Annotated in this window: 14 protein-coding genes and 1 pseudogene; 9 read left to right on the forward strand and 6 right to left on the reverse strand. The window is 74.9% G+C overall.

The genetic code is table 11. The features are described 5' to 3' along the window. Positions 1-540 (forward strand): fibronectin type III domain-containing protein (locus tag ACTT8P_RS24095; protein WP_442833806.1); only part of this gene is annotated, 540 nt, incomplete at its 5' end. A gap of 145 nt (positions 541-685) precedes the next feature. Beyond that, on the forward strand, positions 686-1,237 hold the full coding sequence (locus tag ACTT8P_RS24100; RefSeq protein WP_442833807.1) for a hypothetical protein: 552 nt from the start codon (positions 686-688) through the stop codon (positions 1,235-1,237). Here the strand turns inward: ACTT8P_RS24100 and ACTT8P_RS24105 are convergent, their stop codons facing one another. The 5 genes from ACTT8P_RS24105 to ACTT8P_RS24125 all read right to left on the reverse strand — a co-directional run bounded on the left by ACTT8P_RS24105 (position 1,238) and on the right by ACTT8P_RS24125 (position 6,297). Continuing rightward, entirely contained in the window at positions 1,238-1,807 is a 570-nt protein-coding gene (locus tag ACTT8P_RS24105; protein ID WP_442833808.1) for a PadR family transcriptional regulator, read from the reverse strand. Between the two features lie 31 nt (positions 1,808-1,838). After that, positions 1,839-3,854 (reverse strand): FAD-dependent oxidoreductase, encoded by a 2,016-nt coding sequence (locus tag ACTT8P_RS24110; protein ID WP_442833809.1) that lies wholly within the window; start codon positions 3,852-3,854, stop codon positions 1,839-1,841. 110 nt (positions 3,855-3,964) lie between these two features. After that, complete coding sequence (locus ACTT8P_RS24115) at positions 3,965-4,339, reverse strand: hypothetical protein (protein ID WP_442833810.1); 375 nt, start codon at positions 4,337-4,339, stop codon at positions 3,965-3,967. A gap of 97 nt (positions 4,340-4,436) precedes the next feature. Then, positions 4,437-5,327 (reverse strand): hypothetical protein, encoded by an 891-nt coding sequence (locus tag ACTT8P_RS24120; protein WP_442833811.1) that lies wholly within the window; start codon positions 5,325-5,327, stop codon positions 4,437-4,439. Between the two features lie 163 nt (positions 5,328-5,490). After that, positions 5,491-6,297 carry a putative protein N(5)-glutamine methyltransferase gene (locus ACTT8P_RS24125; protein WP_442833812.1) on the reverse strand — a complete coding sequence of 269 codons (807 nt, stop codon included), beginning with the start codon at positions 6,295-6,297 and terminating at the stop codon, positions 5,491-5,493. A 220-nt stretch (positions 6,298-6,517) separates the two neighbouring features. Between ACTT8P_RS24125 and ACTT8P_RS24130 the strand changes: the two genes are divergently transcribed. The 5 genes from ACTT8P_RS24130 (at position 6,518) to ACTT8P_RS24150 (ending at position 10,713) form a co-directional block, all read left to right on the forward strand. After that, positions 6,518-6,934: a MarR family winged helix-turn-helix transcriptional regulator gene (locus tag ACTT8P_RS24130; RefSeq protein WP_442833813.1), complete on the forward strand. Its 417-nt coding sequence runs from the start codon at positions 6,518-6,520 to the stop codon at positions 6,932-6,934. A 139-nt stretch (positions 6,935-7,073) separates the two neighbouring features. Further along, the gene (locus tag ACTT8P_RS24135; RefSeq protein WP_442833814.1) at positions 7,074-7,679 is read left to right on the forward strand and encodes a molybdopterin-dependent oxidoreductase; all 606 of its coding nucleotides are present in this window, start codon (positions 7,074-7,076) and stop codon (positions 7,677-7,679) included. A 37-nt stretch (positions 7,680-7,716) separates the two neighbouring features. Continuing rightward, positions 7,717-8,436: a ferredoxin reductase gene (locus ACTT8P_RS24140; RefSeq protein WP_442833849.1), complete on the forward strand. Its 720-nt coding sequence runs from the start codon at positions 7,717-7,719 to the stop codon at positions 8,434-8,436. Positions 8,437-8,947: 511 nt separating this feature from the next. Further along, on the forward strand, positions 8,948-9,532 hold the full coding sequence (locus ACTT8P_RS24145) for an Rv1733c family protein (RefSeq protein ID WP_442833815.1): 585 nt from the start codon (positions 8,948-8,950) through the stop codon (positions 9,530-9,532). Between the two features lie 212 nt (positions 9,533-9,744). Next, entirely contained in the window at positions 9,745-10,713 is a 969-nt protein-coding gene (locus tag ACTT8P_RS24150) for an acetylxylan esterase (protein ID WP_442833816.1), read from the forward strand. Positions 10,714-10,719: 6 nt separating this feature from the next. On the opposite strand, the gene ACTT8P_RS24155 is transcribed toward ACTT8P_RS24150, so the two are convergent. Further along, positions 10,720-11,442, reverse strand: coding sequence for a class I SAM-dependent methyltransferase (locus ACTT8P_RS24155; RefSeq protein ID WP_442833817.1), 723 nt, complete (start codon positions 11,440-11,442; stop codon positions 10,720-10,722). A gap of 307 nt (positions 11,443-11,749) precedes the next feature. Here ACTT8P_RS24155 and rho point away from each other — a divergent pair, with 307 nt between their 5' ends. Together rho and ACTT8P_RS24165 are read left to right on the forward strand one after the other, a co-directional pair. Next, a complete protein-coding gene (rho, locus tag ACTT8P_RS24160; RefSeq protein WP_442833818.1) occupies positions 11,750-12,889 on the forward strand; it encodes a transcription termination factor Rho in 1,140 nt (379 codons plus the stop codon). Between the two features lie 99 nt (positions 12,890-12,988). Beyond that, positions 12,989-13,828: pseudogene (locus ACTT8P_RS24165) on the forward strand (D-alanyl-D-alanine carboxypeptidase family protein); the annotation flags it as partial. Positions 13,829-13,874: the final 46 nt, after the last annotated feature.

Consider the following 13,874-nt stretch of genomic DNA (forward strand, 5'->3'; position numbering starts at 1 on the left):
GCGGTCCAGCTCTCCTGGACCGCGCCGCCGGACGACCGGGAGGTGGTCTCCTACGACATCCAGCAGGGCGGCACGAAGATCCACAGCGTCGGCGGGGACCAGACGGCGGCCGTGGTGACGGGGCTGCGGCCCGGTCACGCCTACGCGTTCACGGTCCGGGCCCGGGACGCGGCCGGCAACGTCTCACCGGCCGGCCCCCCGGTCCGGGTGACCACGCCGGGCAGCGACGACGGGCGGGCCACCGCCCCCACCGGACTGCGCGCGGGCAGCCACCGCGCCGACGGGGCGTACCACATCGACCTCAGCTGGGTGCCGCCGGTCACCGACGGCGTGGTGACCGAGTACCAGATCCAGCTCGACGGGAAGCCGGCCACCTCGCTCGTCTACGGCGGTGAAGCGCCGCGCGAGCGGGCGGAGCACAGCTTCTACGCGGGGCGCGCGGCCGGTGTCACGCACCGGGTGCGGGTGCGGGCGAAACTGCCGGACGGCACCTGGGGCGGGTACTCCGCGCAGCGCACCGTCACCACCGGCGAGGAATGAGTCCGCGGCCGTCACCTGCCCGGCTGCGTCCGGCATGCGGTGCGGGCCCTCGCCCTGTTGGCTGCCGGTGAGACGGCACGGGCCGTTCCTGACTCGGCGGCGCAAGGGATGTGCCGCCGGCCGTGCTGTCGAAAGGGCAGTCCACATGCGCATCTCTCAGCCGCTTCTCCGCTCCGGCCCGATCGTGGCAGCCGCCGCGCTGCCCCTCGCCCTGACCGCCCACCCGGCCGCCGCCGGCCCCGGTATCTCCGTGAGCACCACCGGGTCCACGGTGTCGGTCACCACCGGCGCCTGCGCCCAGCTCAACGGCAGCTGGGGCACGGCCTCCCTGCTGGGCAGCGGCCAGTCCAGCTTCGCCCAGGGCCGCCAGGTGGCGCTGTCGGGCACCAGCGCGAGCCAGACGGCCGCGTGGTCGGGCGTCAGCCCCGGCACCTACACCGTCATCGTCATGTGCTCGAACAACAGCACCGCCGGCACCCAGACCGTGATCGTCTCCCGGTCCGCCTCACCGTCGGCGACGAGCCGGCCGCCGGTCTCCGCGTCGGCCTCGCCGTCCCGGGGCGTCATGGGCGGCGTCGGCGGGGCCGTCAGGGACTACGGCACGGCCACGCTGGTGGCGGGCGGCGCGCTGGTGGGCTCCGGGGTCATCGCGACGGCCTGGTTCCTGCGCCGCCGCTCGAAGCCGTACCGGTTCTGATCACCCGGGTCGCCCGGCCGCCGGGTCCGGCAGTTCCGGCAGTTCCGGGAGGTCGGCCAGCGCCTGCCGCAGCCACCGGGTCCAGAAGGTCTCCAGGTCGATGCCGGCCCGCAGCACCAGATGCCGCAGCCGGTCCTCGGCGCCGTCCCGGCCGGGCGGGAAGTCCCGTCCTTCGATCTCCTCGTACTCGGCCAACTGCGCCTCATGCAGCTCCAGATGACGGCGCAGATCGGCCTCGATCCCCGCGGTGCCGACCACGGCCGCGGCGCGCAGCCGCAGCAGCAGCACGTCCCGCAGCGGCTTGGGGTCCTGGGCGGTCGCGGTCCAGCGGGCCAGCTCGGCGCGGCCGGCGGGCAGCACCTCGTACGCCTTCTTCTGGCCGCGGGCCGGCTGCTCGGCGGGCAGCGCCCGGATCAGTCCGCCGTCCTCCAGCTTTCCCAGCTCACGGTAGATCTGCTGGTGCGTCGCCGACCAGAAGTAGCCGATCGACCGGTCGAACCGGCGGGTCAGTTCCAGTCCCGACGACGGCCTTTCGAGCAGGGCGGTGAGGATCGCGTGCGGGAGTGACATGGGCTCATCCTAGGGACGGCCGCGGCGGCCCCTACAGCGCCGCCGCCAGCTCCGTGCCCCGCTTGACGGCGCGCTTGGCGTCCAGTTCGGCGGCGACTTCGGCGCCGCCGATCAGGTGCGGGCGGCGGCCGGCCGCGACCAGTTCGTCGTAGAGGTCCCGGCGCGGTTCCTGGCCGGTGCACAGGACGACGGTGTCGACCTCCAGGACGGTGCGCTCGCCGCCGACGGTGACGTGCAGTCCGGCGTCGTCGATCCGGTCGTAGCGGGCGCCCGGGATCATGGTGACGCCGCGGTGCTTCAGTTCGGCGCGGTGGATCCAGCCGGTGGTCTTCCCCAGGCCGGCGCCGACCTTGGTGGTGCGGCGCTGGAGCAGGTGGACGGTGCGCGGCGGGGCGGGGCGCTCGGGTGCGGTGAGGCCGCCGGGCGCGCGGTAGCCGGGGTCGACGCCCCAGTGCCGGAAGTACGTCGCCGGGTCCTCGTGGGCCTTGTCGCCGCTGTCGGTGAGGTACGCGGCGACGTCGAAGCCGATGCCGCCGGCGCCGAGGACGGCGACGCGGTCGCCGACGGGGGCGCCGCCGTACAGGACGTCCAGGTAGCCGAGGACGCTCGGGTGGTCGACGCCGGGGAGCTCGGGGACCCGCGGCGTGACGCCGGTGGCGACCACCGTCTCCTCGTAGCCGTCCAGGTCGGCGGCGGTGACGCGGGCGCCGAGGCGGACCTCGACGGCTAGGTCGTCGAGGCGGGTGCGGAAGTAGCGCAGGGTCTCGTCGAACTCCTGCTTGCCGGGGACCCGGCGGGCCACGTTGAGCTGGCCGCCGATCTCGGGCGCGGCGTCGAACAGGGTGACGTGGTGACCGCGTTCGGCCGCCGTCACCGCGCAGGCGAGGCCGGCCGGTCCGGCGCCGACGACGGCGACGCGTTTGCGGGTGCGGGTGGGGGCGAGGACGAGTTCCGTCTCGTGGCAGGCGCGCGGATTGACCAGACAGGAGGTGATCTTCCCGCTGAAGGTGTGGTCGAGACATGCCTGGTTGCAGCCGATGCAGGTGTTGATGGCCTCCGGCCGGCCGGCCGCCGCCTTGGCGACGAAGTCCGGGTCGGCGAGCATCGGGCGGGCCATCGACACCATGTCGGCGCTGCCCTCGGCGAGCAACTCCTCGGCCAGTTCCGGGGTGTTGATGCGGTTGGTGGTGACGAGCGGCACGGACACCTCGCCCATCAGCCGCCGGGTCACCCAGGTGTAGGCGCCGCGCGGCACGGAGGTGGCGATGGTGGGGACCCGGGCCTCGTGCCAGCCGATGCCGGTGTTGATGAGGGTGGCCCCGGCGGCCTCGACGGCCCTGGCGAGGGCGACCACCTCGACGAGCGTGGAGCCGTCCGGGACCAGGTCCAGCATGGAGAGCCGGTAGACGAGGATGAAGTCCGCGCCGACCGCCTCGCGCACCCGGCGCACGATCTCCACCGGGAAGCGCATCCGGTTCTCGTGACTGCCGCCCCAGCGGTCGGTGCGGTGGTTGGTGCGGGCGGCGGTGAACTCGTTGATCAGATAGCCCTCGGAGCCCATGATCTCGACGCCGTCGTAGCCGGCTTCGCGGGCGAGGCGGGCGGTGCGCACGTAGTCGTCGATGGTCCGCTCGACCTCGGCGTCGGTCAGCTCGCGCGGGACGTGGGCGCTGATCGGGGCCTGGAGCGGGCTGGGGGCGACCAGGTCCGGGTGGTAGGCGTACCGGCCGAAGTGCAGGATCTGGAGGGCGATCCGGCCGCCCTCGCGGTGCACGGCGTCGGTGACGACCCGGTGCCTGTCGGCTTCCGCCTCGGTGGTGAGCTTGGCGCCGCCCGGGTACGGGCGGCCCTCGTCGTTGGGGGCGATGCCGCCGGTGACGATCAGGCCCACTCCGCCGCGCGCCCGGGCGGCGTAGAAGGCGGCCATCCGCTCGAAGCCGCGCTCGGCCTCCTCCAGGCCCACGTGCATGGAGCCCATCAGGACCCGGTTGGGCAGCGTGGTGAAGCCCAGGTCCAGCGGGCTCAGCAGATGGGGGTAGCGGCTCATCGGGCCCTCCGTGCGCGGCGGTGACGTGCCTCTGTTGTAGAGGACGCCCACCCCCTTTTGCAACTAGTTGCATAAAGCGGGGTGCGTCGCGTACGGAGGGCCCGGGGCCGTCAGCGGTGGTTCTCGAGCCGGACGTGCAGCTCCCGCTCCTGGTCCCCGGAGGCCGTGCTCAGGTCCCGCACGGTGAACAGGGAGTCCAGGGTGGTGCGGAACCGTTCGATCGCCCAGTAGCCGCCCTGCACGTCGGCGTCGACCGCGGCGTCCAGCCGGGTCGGGCCGCACTCGCCGGGCAGGTCGCCCAAGACGTCGAAGGTGCCGAGCCACACGGTGGGGCGCACCTCGTGGCAGTCCCGGGGGACGTCGTCCGCGCACCGGTCGGACGGGTAGCAGGCGCACAGGGTGTCGAAGACGGTCCGGGCGTCTTCCTTGCTGCATCCGCTCAGTTCCACCGAGACGGATTCCGGGTGGGTTCGCTCGGCGTCCATGGTGGTCGCTCCTCTCGGGCCGTACCCCCCACCCACCAAGAAAAGCACCACCCCGGACGGAGCACTACCGCGCGCCGTCCGGGGTGGGGGCCGCGGCTCAGCCGCGGGTGAGGCGGTACGTCTTGCTGTCGGTCAGCACGCAGAAGCCCGGTGACACGACGATGACCCGCAGGGTGCCGGTGCGGCGGTCGTAGTCGATGCCCTCGGCCTCGAAGGTGCCCGAGCAGGAACTGCGCAACGGGAGCTGTCTGAGGGCGGTGACCTGGCCGGTGACGTCGGCGGTGCCGTTCGGGGCGGCGGAAAGGTCGATCTGCAGGAGCGGCTTGGTGATGCCGAAGAGGGCGCCCTCGGGGTCGTCGGAGGAGCACAGCAGCCGGGTCGCGGTGACGAAGTCGCAGCCCTGGACGTCGCGTACCGGGCGGTCCAGGCGCACGGTGGCGGCCTGCGGGAGGTTCGCGGCGGGCGAGGTGGCGGGGTTGACGCCCGGGGTCGGGAAGACCAGCAGCCGGCTCATGGTGCCCCACTCGCCGGACAGCATCCACTGGCCGTCGGGGGAGATCGCGGCCCAGGAGTTGTTCAGCGCCTCGCCGGAGCCGAGCGCGTGGGTGTACTCCGCCCAGGTCCCGTCGGGCGCCTGCACCCGGTACAGCTTCGCGGCGCCGTCGTCGCGCTGGTACGGCTCGATGTAGTGGCCGTCGTAGGAGGCGTCGGGGTCGCCGACGTGGTTCCAGCCGCGGGTGGACAGGGAGAGCGGGATGGTGCCGATGCCGGTGTAGCGGTTGGGGCTGCCCGCCGGAACCTCGACGGAGGCCAGGCCCTGGCTCTCGGTCAGCGGGTCGGCCCGGTCGGAGCCCACCTCGGTCCAGGTGTCGGCGGCGGCCTGGGAGTCGGCCGCGGCGGGCGGGGCGGCGGCGAGGACGGCGGCAAGGGCGCAGCCGGCGATCCCGGCCAGGACGGCCTGACAACGTTGCCGGACGGCAAGGGGCATGGGTCGGCTCCTCGGTGGGGGACGGAAGGGAGTTCTTCCGGGGGAGGGAAGCGCTCGGCGCACAGTGTGACCCGGCTGGCGGGTCATGTACAGACCAACCTCGGCCCTGCCTCCGCCCCTGCCTCCGCCCCTGCCCCTGCCCGCCCCCTACGAGCAGCCGGAGCTACCCCCGCACCCCCATCACCACATGGGCGTACCACTCCTCCGACACCGCCAGCCGGGCCGTCAGGCCGGCCCGGGTGAGGGCGTCGAGGGCGGCGGGGGCCTGGCGTTCGCTGGTCTCGGCCAGCAGGCAGCCGCCGGGGGCGAGCCAGTCCCCCGCGCCGGCGGCGACCCGGCGCAGTACGTCGAGGCCGTCGGCGCCGCCGTCGAGGGCGAGCGGCGGCTCGTGGTCGCGGGCCTCGGCGGGCAGCAGCGGGACCTCGGCGGTGGGCACGTAGGGCACGTTGGCCGTGAGCAGGTCGACGCGGCCCCGCAGGGTGCCGGGCAGCGCCTCGAACAGGTCCCCGGCGTACACCCGGCCGCCGGCCGCGGCGAGGTTGCGGCGGGCGCAGCGCACCGCGGCCGGGTCGAGGTCGGCGGCGTGCACCTCCGGGGCGTCGAGGGCGGCGGCCAGGGCGGCACCGACCGCGCCCGAGCCGCAGCACAGGTCGACGACGACGGACGCGTCCGGGGCGTGCGCCAGGGCCTGCTCGACGAGGAACTCGGTGCGGCGGCGGGGGACGAACACCCCGGGCCGCACGGCTATCCGCAGGCCGCGGAACTCGGCCCAGCCGACGACGAGTTCCAGGGGCAGGCCGGTGGCCCGGAGGTCCACCAGGGCGGCGATCTCCTCGGGGGTGCGGGCGGCGGCGAGGATCAGCTCCGCCTCGTCCTCGGCGAAGACACAGCCGGCGGCGCGCAGCGCGGCGACGACCCGCTCGGGAGAGGAGGAGGGTGAGGAAGGCGAGGGAGCGGAGGGTGCGGACATGAAGGACGAGAGCCTTTCGGGTACCGAAGGGCGCTCTCGCGGTCACCTGCCGGAGGTGATCCGGCGGTCGAGGGAGGAGAACGCCCGGGCCGACACAGCGGTGATGGGTCCCACCTCCTCGGTCACGGCGGCCGGGACGGTCCACGGCCGTCGGTCACACTACCGCACCGGCACCCGGCAGCAAGTTGTATGATGCAACCAAGTATGTGAGGGAGGTCCCGTGACAGCACCCGACAGGGCCGAGGAGATCATCCACCGCGAGCTGACCGCCTTCGCCCGGCGGGCCCGCGCCTCGGCGGGCCGTATGCACCCCGAACTGTCGCTGGTGTCGTACACCCTGCTCGGGCACCTGGAGGAGCGGGACGGCTGCCGGGCCACCGACCTGGCCGCGCACTACGCGCTGGACAAGTCCACCGTCAGCCGCCAGGTGACCGCGCTGGAACGGGCCGGCCTGGTCGAGCGGCGCCCCGACCCGGCCGACGCCCGGGTCCAGGTGCTGCACCTGACGGAGGCGGGGCGGCGCATCCTGGCCCAGGTCACCGAGAGCCGCCGGGCGGCGTTCCGGGAGCGGCTCGGTGGCTGGCCGCAGGAGGACCTCGTGCGGTTCGCCACCTATCTGGCCCGGTACAACGCCTGAGCATGGCCGTGTACCAACGCCTGGGCACCTCCGAGTACGCCGCCGGAATCCGAGTACGTCGTTGAAACACGTACCGTGGAGATCTCCGACCCACGGTACGCACGCCGCCCTCCCGGGCGGCCCGAAAGGCACCACCGCGATGAACATCACCCGAGGCTTCACCGGACGCCCCCGCGTCGTCCGTCCGGGGCTGCCGCCCGGCCAGTACGACGCGCGCGACGACTGGCCGGTGCTGTCCGCCGAGGTCACACCCGACCTGCCGGCCGCCGACTGGTCCTTCCGGGTCGGCGGGCTGGTCGCCGAGCCCCGCACCTGGACCTGGGAGCAGGCGCACGCGCTGCCCGGGTCGGCGTACGAGGGCGACATCCACTGTGTGACGGGCTGGTCGAAGTTCGGGATGCGCTTCGAGGGCGTGTCCCTGGACTCCTTCCTGGCGGCGGCCGGTCCGCTGCCGGCCGCCACCCACGCCGTGGTCCACGCGCACACCGGCTACACGGCGAACCTCCCGCTGGCCGACCTGACCGGCGGGCGGGCCTGGATCGTCTGGTCGTCGGACGGCCGGCCGCTCGACCCCGAGCACGGCGGCCCGGCCCGGCTCGTGGTGCCGCACCTGTACTTCTGGAAGAGCGTGAAGTGGGTGGCCGGCCTGGAACTGCTCGACCACGACCAGCCGGGCTTCTGGGAGGGCAACGGCTACCACCCGCGCGGCAACCCGTGGGAGGAACAGAGGTACTCCGGTGACTGAGACGACGGCGGCCGCGCTGCCGCGCACCCGGTTCGCCGTGCCCGGGCGGATCGCCGTGGACGAGCGGGTGGCGGCCCGCTGGCAGACCGCGACGCTCACCGGGATCCGCCGTGAGACGCCGCGCGCGGCGACCTTCCGGTTCGCGGTGCCGGGCTGGGCCGGTCATCTGCCCGGCCAGCACCTGCTGCTGCGGCTCACCGCCGCGGACGGCTACACCGCCCAGCGCCACTACTCCCTGGCGTCCGCGCCGGACGGCTCGGGGCACATCGAGCTGACCCTGGACCGGGTCGCCGACGGCGAGGTCTCCGGCTGGTTCCACACGGTGGCCCGGCCCGGTGACCGGGTCGAGGTGCGCGGTCCGCTGAGCGGGTTCTTCGCCTGGCCGGGCGACCGGCCCGCGCTGCTGGTCGGCGCCGGTTCCGGCGTCGTACCGCTGATGTCGATGGTGCGGCACCACCGGGCCCGGGACCTGTCGGTGCCGCTGCGGCTCGTGGTGTCCGCGCGCGGCCCCGAGGACCTGCTGTACGCACGGGAGTACGGCGCGGAGACGACGCGGGTGTTCACCCGGTCCGCGCCGGCCGGGACGCCGGTCGGCCGGCTGACGGCCGCCCATCTGGCACCGCTGCTGGCCGAACGCCCGGCCGGCGGCTGGGAGGCGTACGTGTGCGGGTCCAACTCCTTCGCCGAGCACGCGTCGCGGCTGCTGGCGGCGGCGGGACAGCCGGTCGACCGGATCCGCATCGAGCGGTTCGGGTAGCGGCCGGGCCGCCGGGGCCGGGGCCGCACCCGCGTACCCGGTCCGCTGCCCACGGCCCCTCCCACGTACCCGGTCCGCCGCCCACGGCCCCCCTCCCCCGTACCGGGTCCGCTGCCCACGCCCCCCTGCCGCCTACCCGGTCCGCTGCCCACGGCCCCTCCCACGTACCCGGTCCGCCGCCCACGGCCCCCCTCTCGCGTCTCCGGTCCGCCGCCCGCGCCCCCCTGCCGCCTACCCGGTCCGCTGCCCACGGCCCCTCCCACGTACCCGGTCCGCCGCCCACGGCCCCCCTCTCACGTCTCCGGTCCGCCGCCCACGCCCCCCTCCCGCGTTTTCCGTCCCCCGCCCTGGGCACCTGAGCGGCGCCGGGGTGGCGCGGAAGCGGCCGGACGGGGTACCAGAACCGTGCGGGTACTCGTGCGCGTGGCCGACGCGGAGGGACCGGCGGCCCGGGAAGCCGTGCGGCCGGCCCCTCCGGCCCTCCGGCCGCGGTGACGGCGAGGAGGACGAGATGCGAACCCGGGTGCGCGGCTGGCGCTGGCGGCGCAATCCGCTGCGGCGCCGGTCGGACGTGATCGAGGCGTGGACGGTACTGGTGGTGGCGGTGCTGCTGCTGGTGGGCGCCCCGGCGGTGGGGGCGGCCGTGGCCTGGTGGGCGCACGGCCAGGCGCGGGCGGTCGCCGCCGAGCAGCGGGCCGAGCGCCGCCAGGTCCGCGCCGAGGTGATCGGCGCGACCCCCGAGACACTGCCGTCGGTGCAGGCCGGCGGACAGCACTCCTACCGGGCGACGGTGCGCTGGTCCGAGCCGGGCGAGGCGCCCCGGACCACCGCGGCCCGGCTGCCGGCCCGGACCCGGCACGGCGAGACCGTCGACGTGTGGCTGGACGCGCGGGGCCGGAGCGTGCCCCCGCCGGCCGACGCCGCCACGGTCTGGCGGCACGCGGTCACCATGGGCGTGTGCGCCACGGCGGGCTCGGCGGCCACCGTCCTGCTCGGGCACTGCGCGGTGCGCCGCGTCGCCCTGCGGCGCCGGATGACGGAGTGGGACCGCGCCTGGGCCCGGACCGAACCACAGTGGTCGCACCGCGACGCCTGATCCGATCACCTTCCGCGACCCAGCTCGCCCACCGGGACCTTCCCGCTGTCCCGTTAACCGCCTGACCTGTGGGGACGCGTCGCCCCGAGCGCGGGCACCGACACCGTCCCCCGGTGAGTTGCGACCAGGATCTGGCGAGTCCTCCGATCACTCACGTACGGTGTGATCATCCGGACGGTCCGGCGCCGTCCCTCTCCCAAAGGCGGTTCTCGATGGCCCTGTTCGACCTTCCGCTCGACGAACTCCGCGACCACCGCAGTACGTCGCCCGAGCCGGAGGACTTCGACGCGTTCTGGAGCAAGACGCTCCAGGAGTCCCGCGAACACGACCTGGACGCCTGCTTCGAGCCGGTCGACACGGGGCTGACCGCGGTACGGACGTACGACGTGACGTTCGCCGGGTTCGGCGGCCACCCGGTGAAGGGCTGGCTGAACCTGCCGGCCGAAGCCGACGGGCCGCTGCCGCTGGTCGTCGAGTACATAGGCTACGGCGGCGGGCGCGGCCTGCCGCACGAGCACCTGCTGTGGGCCGCCACCGGCCGGGCGCACTTCGTGATGGACACCCGGGGCCAGGGCAGCGGCTGGGGCGGCGGGGGCGCCACGGCCGACCCGGTCGGCGGCGCGCCCGCCTACCCGGGGTTCATGACCCGGGGCATCGACGCGCCGGAGAACTACTACTACCGCCGGGTCTTCACGGACGCGGTGCGCGCGGTCGAGGCGGCCCGCTCGCACCCGCTGACCGACGCCGCGCGCACCGTCGTGCTCGGCGGCAGCCAGGGCGGCGGCATCACCCTCGCGGTCGGCGGACTGGTGCCGGACCTGACGGCGGTCGCGCCCGACGTGCCGTTCCTGTGCGACTTCCCGCGCGCGACCACGATCACCGACCGGCACCCCTACCGGGAGATCGGCCTGTACCTGAAGACGCACCGGGGCCGGGCCCAGGACGTGCAGCGCACGCTGTCCTACTTCGACGGGGTGCACTTCGCGGCCCGCGGCCGGGCCCCCGCGCTGTTCTCGGCGGCCCTGGAGGACCTGACCTGCCCGCCCTCGACGGTGTTCGCGGCGTTCAACGCCTGGGCGCACCAGGACAAGGACATCGAGGTGTACGAGTTCAACGACCACGAGGGCGGCGGGCCGTTCCAGCAGGCCGCCAAGGTGCGCTGGCTCAGCGGCCGGATCTGACGGGCGTCAGGGTCTGCGGGCGGTGACCAGGCGGGCGCGCGGCGCGCCGTCGGGCCGCCGCCCGAGGCCGGGCAGCGGGTGCAGGTCGACCAGGAAACCGGCCCGCGTCAGCTCCCGGCGCACGTCGCCGAGCCGGAAGGTCCGGTAGTACATGACGAACGGCGGCCGCCACACCGCGTTGCGCACCCGCATCGCGGTGTCGAAGCCGAGCAGCGCCCAGTAGGCCCGGGAGCCGGGGCGCGGCGGCGCGCCGAGCGGGAAGGCGAACCGGCCGCCCGGCCGCAGCGCGGCGTACACCTGGGCGAAGAGTCCCGGCAGTTCGCGGGGCAGGAAGTGCCCGAACGCGCCGAAGCTCACTACTAGGTCGAACGCCTCGGTGAAGGGCAGCGCGCGGGCGTCGGCGCGGACCCAGGAGCGGGCCGGTCCGGCGGGGCGGGCGGGCCGCCGGGCAACCTCCAGCATGCCCGCGCTGAAGTCGACTCCCGTGACACTCGTCCGGCACACCCGGGCCAGCACGTCCAGGCCCGCGCCGGTGCCGCAGCACAGGTCCAGGCCGGCCTCGAACGGGCCGAGCGGCAGCAGCGCGGAGGTCACGGCGTCCAGCACCGGTCGCGGGGTGCGGTACGGGGTGTGGTCGAACTTCGGGGCCAGCAGGTCGTAGCCGTGCTCGACCGACGACAGTGCCTGGACGGCGAGTTCGCGCAGGGTGGGAGCCTCGGGGCGGGACATCGGGTCAGCGTAGCGGTAGCGGGGGCGGCCGGACCGGTCGCCGACTGTGGTACGGTGTGGGCAGCACACGTGCACGTCCCGTTCTTGGGACGCCGGTGCGGTTCTTCTCCTGGTTCACCGAGCCGCCCGTCCGATCCGGTCGGAGCGTCGGTCTTCCTCACACCACCCCGCGAGCGGGTTCTCCCGCCGTCGCCGAGGTGCTGTTTCCCCGCCGTCCGCAGGCACGTCTCACGGCCTGCCCGCACGGCCGCTCTCCCCCTTCCCCACGCGTCTCGTTCGCTCGCCGTCCTCGAAAGGACCCTCCCTCATGACCACCACACTCGAACACCCTCCCGTCCGGCAGGCCGCGGCCGAGACCGTCGGCGGCGTCCTCGACCTCGACGCGGGCGGCAAGGGCCACCTGCGCGCCGCCGGTCTGCTGCCCACGTCCGCGGACACCCAGCTGTCCGCCGCGCTGGTCCGCCGGCACGGCCTGCGCAAGGGCGATCTCGTCGAAGGCGTCCGCGGCGAGAGGCGCACCCTGACCGACGTGGTCCGGGTCAACGGCCGCGCCCCCGAGCGGCCCGGCGCGCGGCGCCGCTTCGGCGACCTGACGCCGCTCCACCCGCACCGGCGGCTGCGCCTGGAACACCCGGCGGCGGGCCTCGCCGGACGCGTCGTCGACCTGCTCGCCCCGGTCGGCAAGGGCCAGCGCGGCCTCCTGGTGGCCCCGCCGAAGACCGGCAAGACGGTGCTGCTCCAGCAGCTCGCGGCCGCCGTGACCGGCAACCACCCCGACGTCCGGCTGATGGTCCTACTGCTGGACGAGCGGCCCGAGGAGGTCACCGACATGCGGCGCTCGGTGCGCGGCGAGGTGTACGCCTCCACCTTCGACCGGACGCCGGGGCAGCACATCGCGCTGGCCGACCTGGTCATCGAACGGGCCAAGCGGCTGGTCGAGGCCGGTGAGGACGTGGTCGTCCTGCTCGACTCGCTGACCCGGCTGTGCCGGGCGCACAACAACGCCGCCGGTCCCGGCGGCCGCACCCTCAGCGGCGGAGTCGACGCGGGCTCGCTGACCGGCCCGAAGCGGTTCTTCGGCGCCGCCCGGCAGACCGAGGAGGGCGGCTCGCTCACCATCCTCGCCACCGCGCTGGTGGAGACCGGCTCCCGGGCCGACGAGTTCTTCTTCGAGGAGCTCAAGGGCACCGGCAACATGGAACTGCGGCTGAGCCGCGAGCCCGCCTCCCACCGCCTCTTCCCGGCCGTGGACGTCGACGCCTGTGGCACCCGGCGCGAGGAACTGCTGCTGACCCCGGCCGAGTTGACGGCCGTGACCGGACTGCGGCGGGCGCTGCGCAGCCGGGACGGGCGCGGTGGCCTGGCAACGCTCCTGGAGCGCCTGCGCGAGACGCCGGACAACGCCACGTTCCTGCGCCGCATCCAGCCGACGCTGCCGACCGGCTGACGGACCGTCGCCGGCCCGGCGTGCGGCATCCGGGTGCCGGTCCCCGCCACTCGGCCCTCACGATGTGGCGCCGGACGCCCACATTCCTACGTTTGCGGTATGACTATCGGATTCTCTTCCCGGTTGGTTCTGTCCGGCTGCGCACTGTGCGCGACGGGGCTGCTGGCCCTGGCGCCCGCCGCGGCGGCGGTCCGCACCAGGCCACCGGACCCCGGCCCGTATCCCGGAGCGCGCGCGGCGGCCCCGGAACCGGCCCTGCTGTACCGCGCCGGCACCCAGGTCCGGCCGCGTCCCGGGGCGCCGGAACTCCCCGAGGTGTCCGCGCTGTCCTGGGTGGTGGCCGACGCCGGCAGCGGCGCGGTGCTGGCCGCGCACGACGCGCACCGCGCGCTGCCGCCCGCCAGCACCCTCAAGACGCTGTTCGCCCTCACCATGCTGCCGGTGCTGCCCGGCGGCATCCGGCACGAGGTGCGGCCCGGGGAACTGGCCGAGGTCGGTCCGGGCAGCAGTCTGGTCGGAGTCGCCGAGGGCCGCACCTACCGGGTCGCCGACCTGTGGAACGGGGTGTTCCTCAACTCCGGCAACGACGCCGTGCACGTGCTGGCCGCGCTCGGCGGCGGCTGGCGCGAGGCGAGTGCCCGGATGCAGGCCAAGGCCCGCGCGCTGGGCGCCCGCGACACCCACGTGCGCTCGCCCGACGGCTATGACGCACCGGGCCAGGTGTCGTCCGCCTTCGACCTGGCGGTGTTCGGCCGGGCCGGGCTGCGCAACCCGGAGTTCGCCCGGTACTGCGCCCGGGCCGCGGCGCTGTTCCCGGGCGGCGACGGGGACACGTACCCGATCGAGAACACCAACCGGCTGCTGACCGGCGCGGACGGGGTCGCCGCCTACCCGGGTCTGGTCGGTGTCAAGAACGGTTACACCAGCGGCGCCGGGCACACCCTGGTGGCCGCCGCCCGGCACGGCGGGCGGACCCTGGTGGTGA

The organism is Streptomyces sp. JW3 (assembly GCF_052216785.1).
Lineage (GTDB): Bacteria > Actinomycetota > Actinomycetes > Streptomycetales > Streptomycetaceae > Streptomyces.

Bases quoted from the DNA above. Each gene is read 5' to 3' on its own strand.
- ACTT8P_RS24100 (WP_442833807.1), top strand. From the start codon at position 686: ATGCGCATCTCTCAGCCGCTTCTCCGCTCCGGCCCGATCGTGGCAGCC.
- ACTT8P_RS24105 (WP_442833808.1), bottom strand. From the start codon at position 1,807: ATGTCACTCCCGCACGCGATCCTCACCGCCCTGCTCGAAAGGCCGTCG.
- ACTT8P_RS24110 (WP_442833809.1), bottom strand. From the start codon at position 3,854: ATGAGCCGCTACCCCCATCTGCTGAGCCCGCTGGACCTGGGCTTCACC.
- ACTT8P_RS24115 (WP_442833810.1), bottom strand. From the start codon at position 4,339: ATGGACGCCGAGCGAACCCACCCGGAATCCGTCTCGGTGGAACTGAGC.
- ACTT8P_RS24120 (WP_442833811.1), bottom strand. From the start codon at position 5,327: ATGCCCCTTGCCGTCCGGCAACGTTGTCAGGCCGTCCTGGCCGGGATC.
- ACTT8P_RS24125 (WP_442833812.1), bottom strand. From the start codon at position 6,297: ATGTCCGCACCCTCCGCTCCCTCGCCTTCCTCACCCTCCTCCTCTCCC.
- ACTT8P_RS24135 (WP_442833814.1), top strand. From the start codon at position 7,074: ATGAACATCACCCGAGGCTTCACCGGACGCCCCCGCGTCGTCCGTCCG.
- ACTT8P_RS24145 (WP_442833815.1), top strand. From the start codon at position 8,948: ATGCGAACCCGGGTGCGCGGCTGGCGCTGGCGGCGCAATCCGCTGCGG.
- ACTT8P_RS24150 (WP_442833816.1), top strand. From the start codon at position 9,745: ATGGCCCTGTTCGACCTTCCGCTCGACGAACTCCGCGACCACCGCAGT.
- ACTT8P_RS24155 (WP_442833817.1), bottom strand. From the start codon at position 11,442: ATGTCCCGCCCCGAGGCTCCCACCCTGCGCGAACTCGCCGTCCAGGCA.
- rho (WP_442833818.1), top strand. From the start codon at position 11,750: ATGACCACCACACTCGAACACCCTCCCGTCCGGCAGGCCGCGGCCGAG.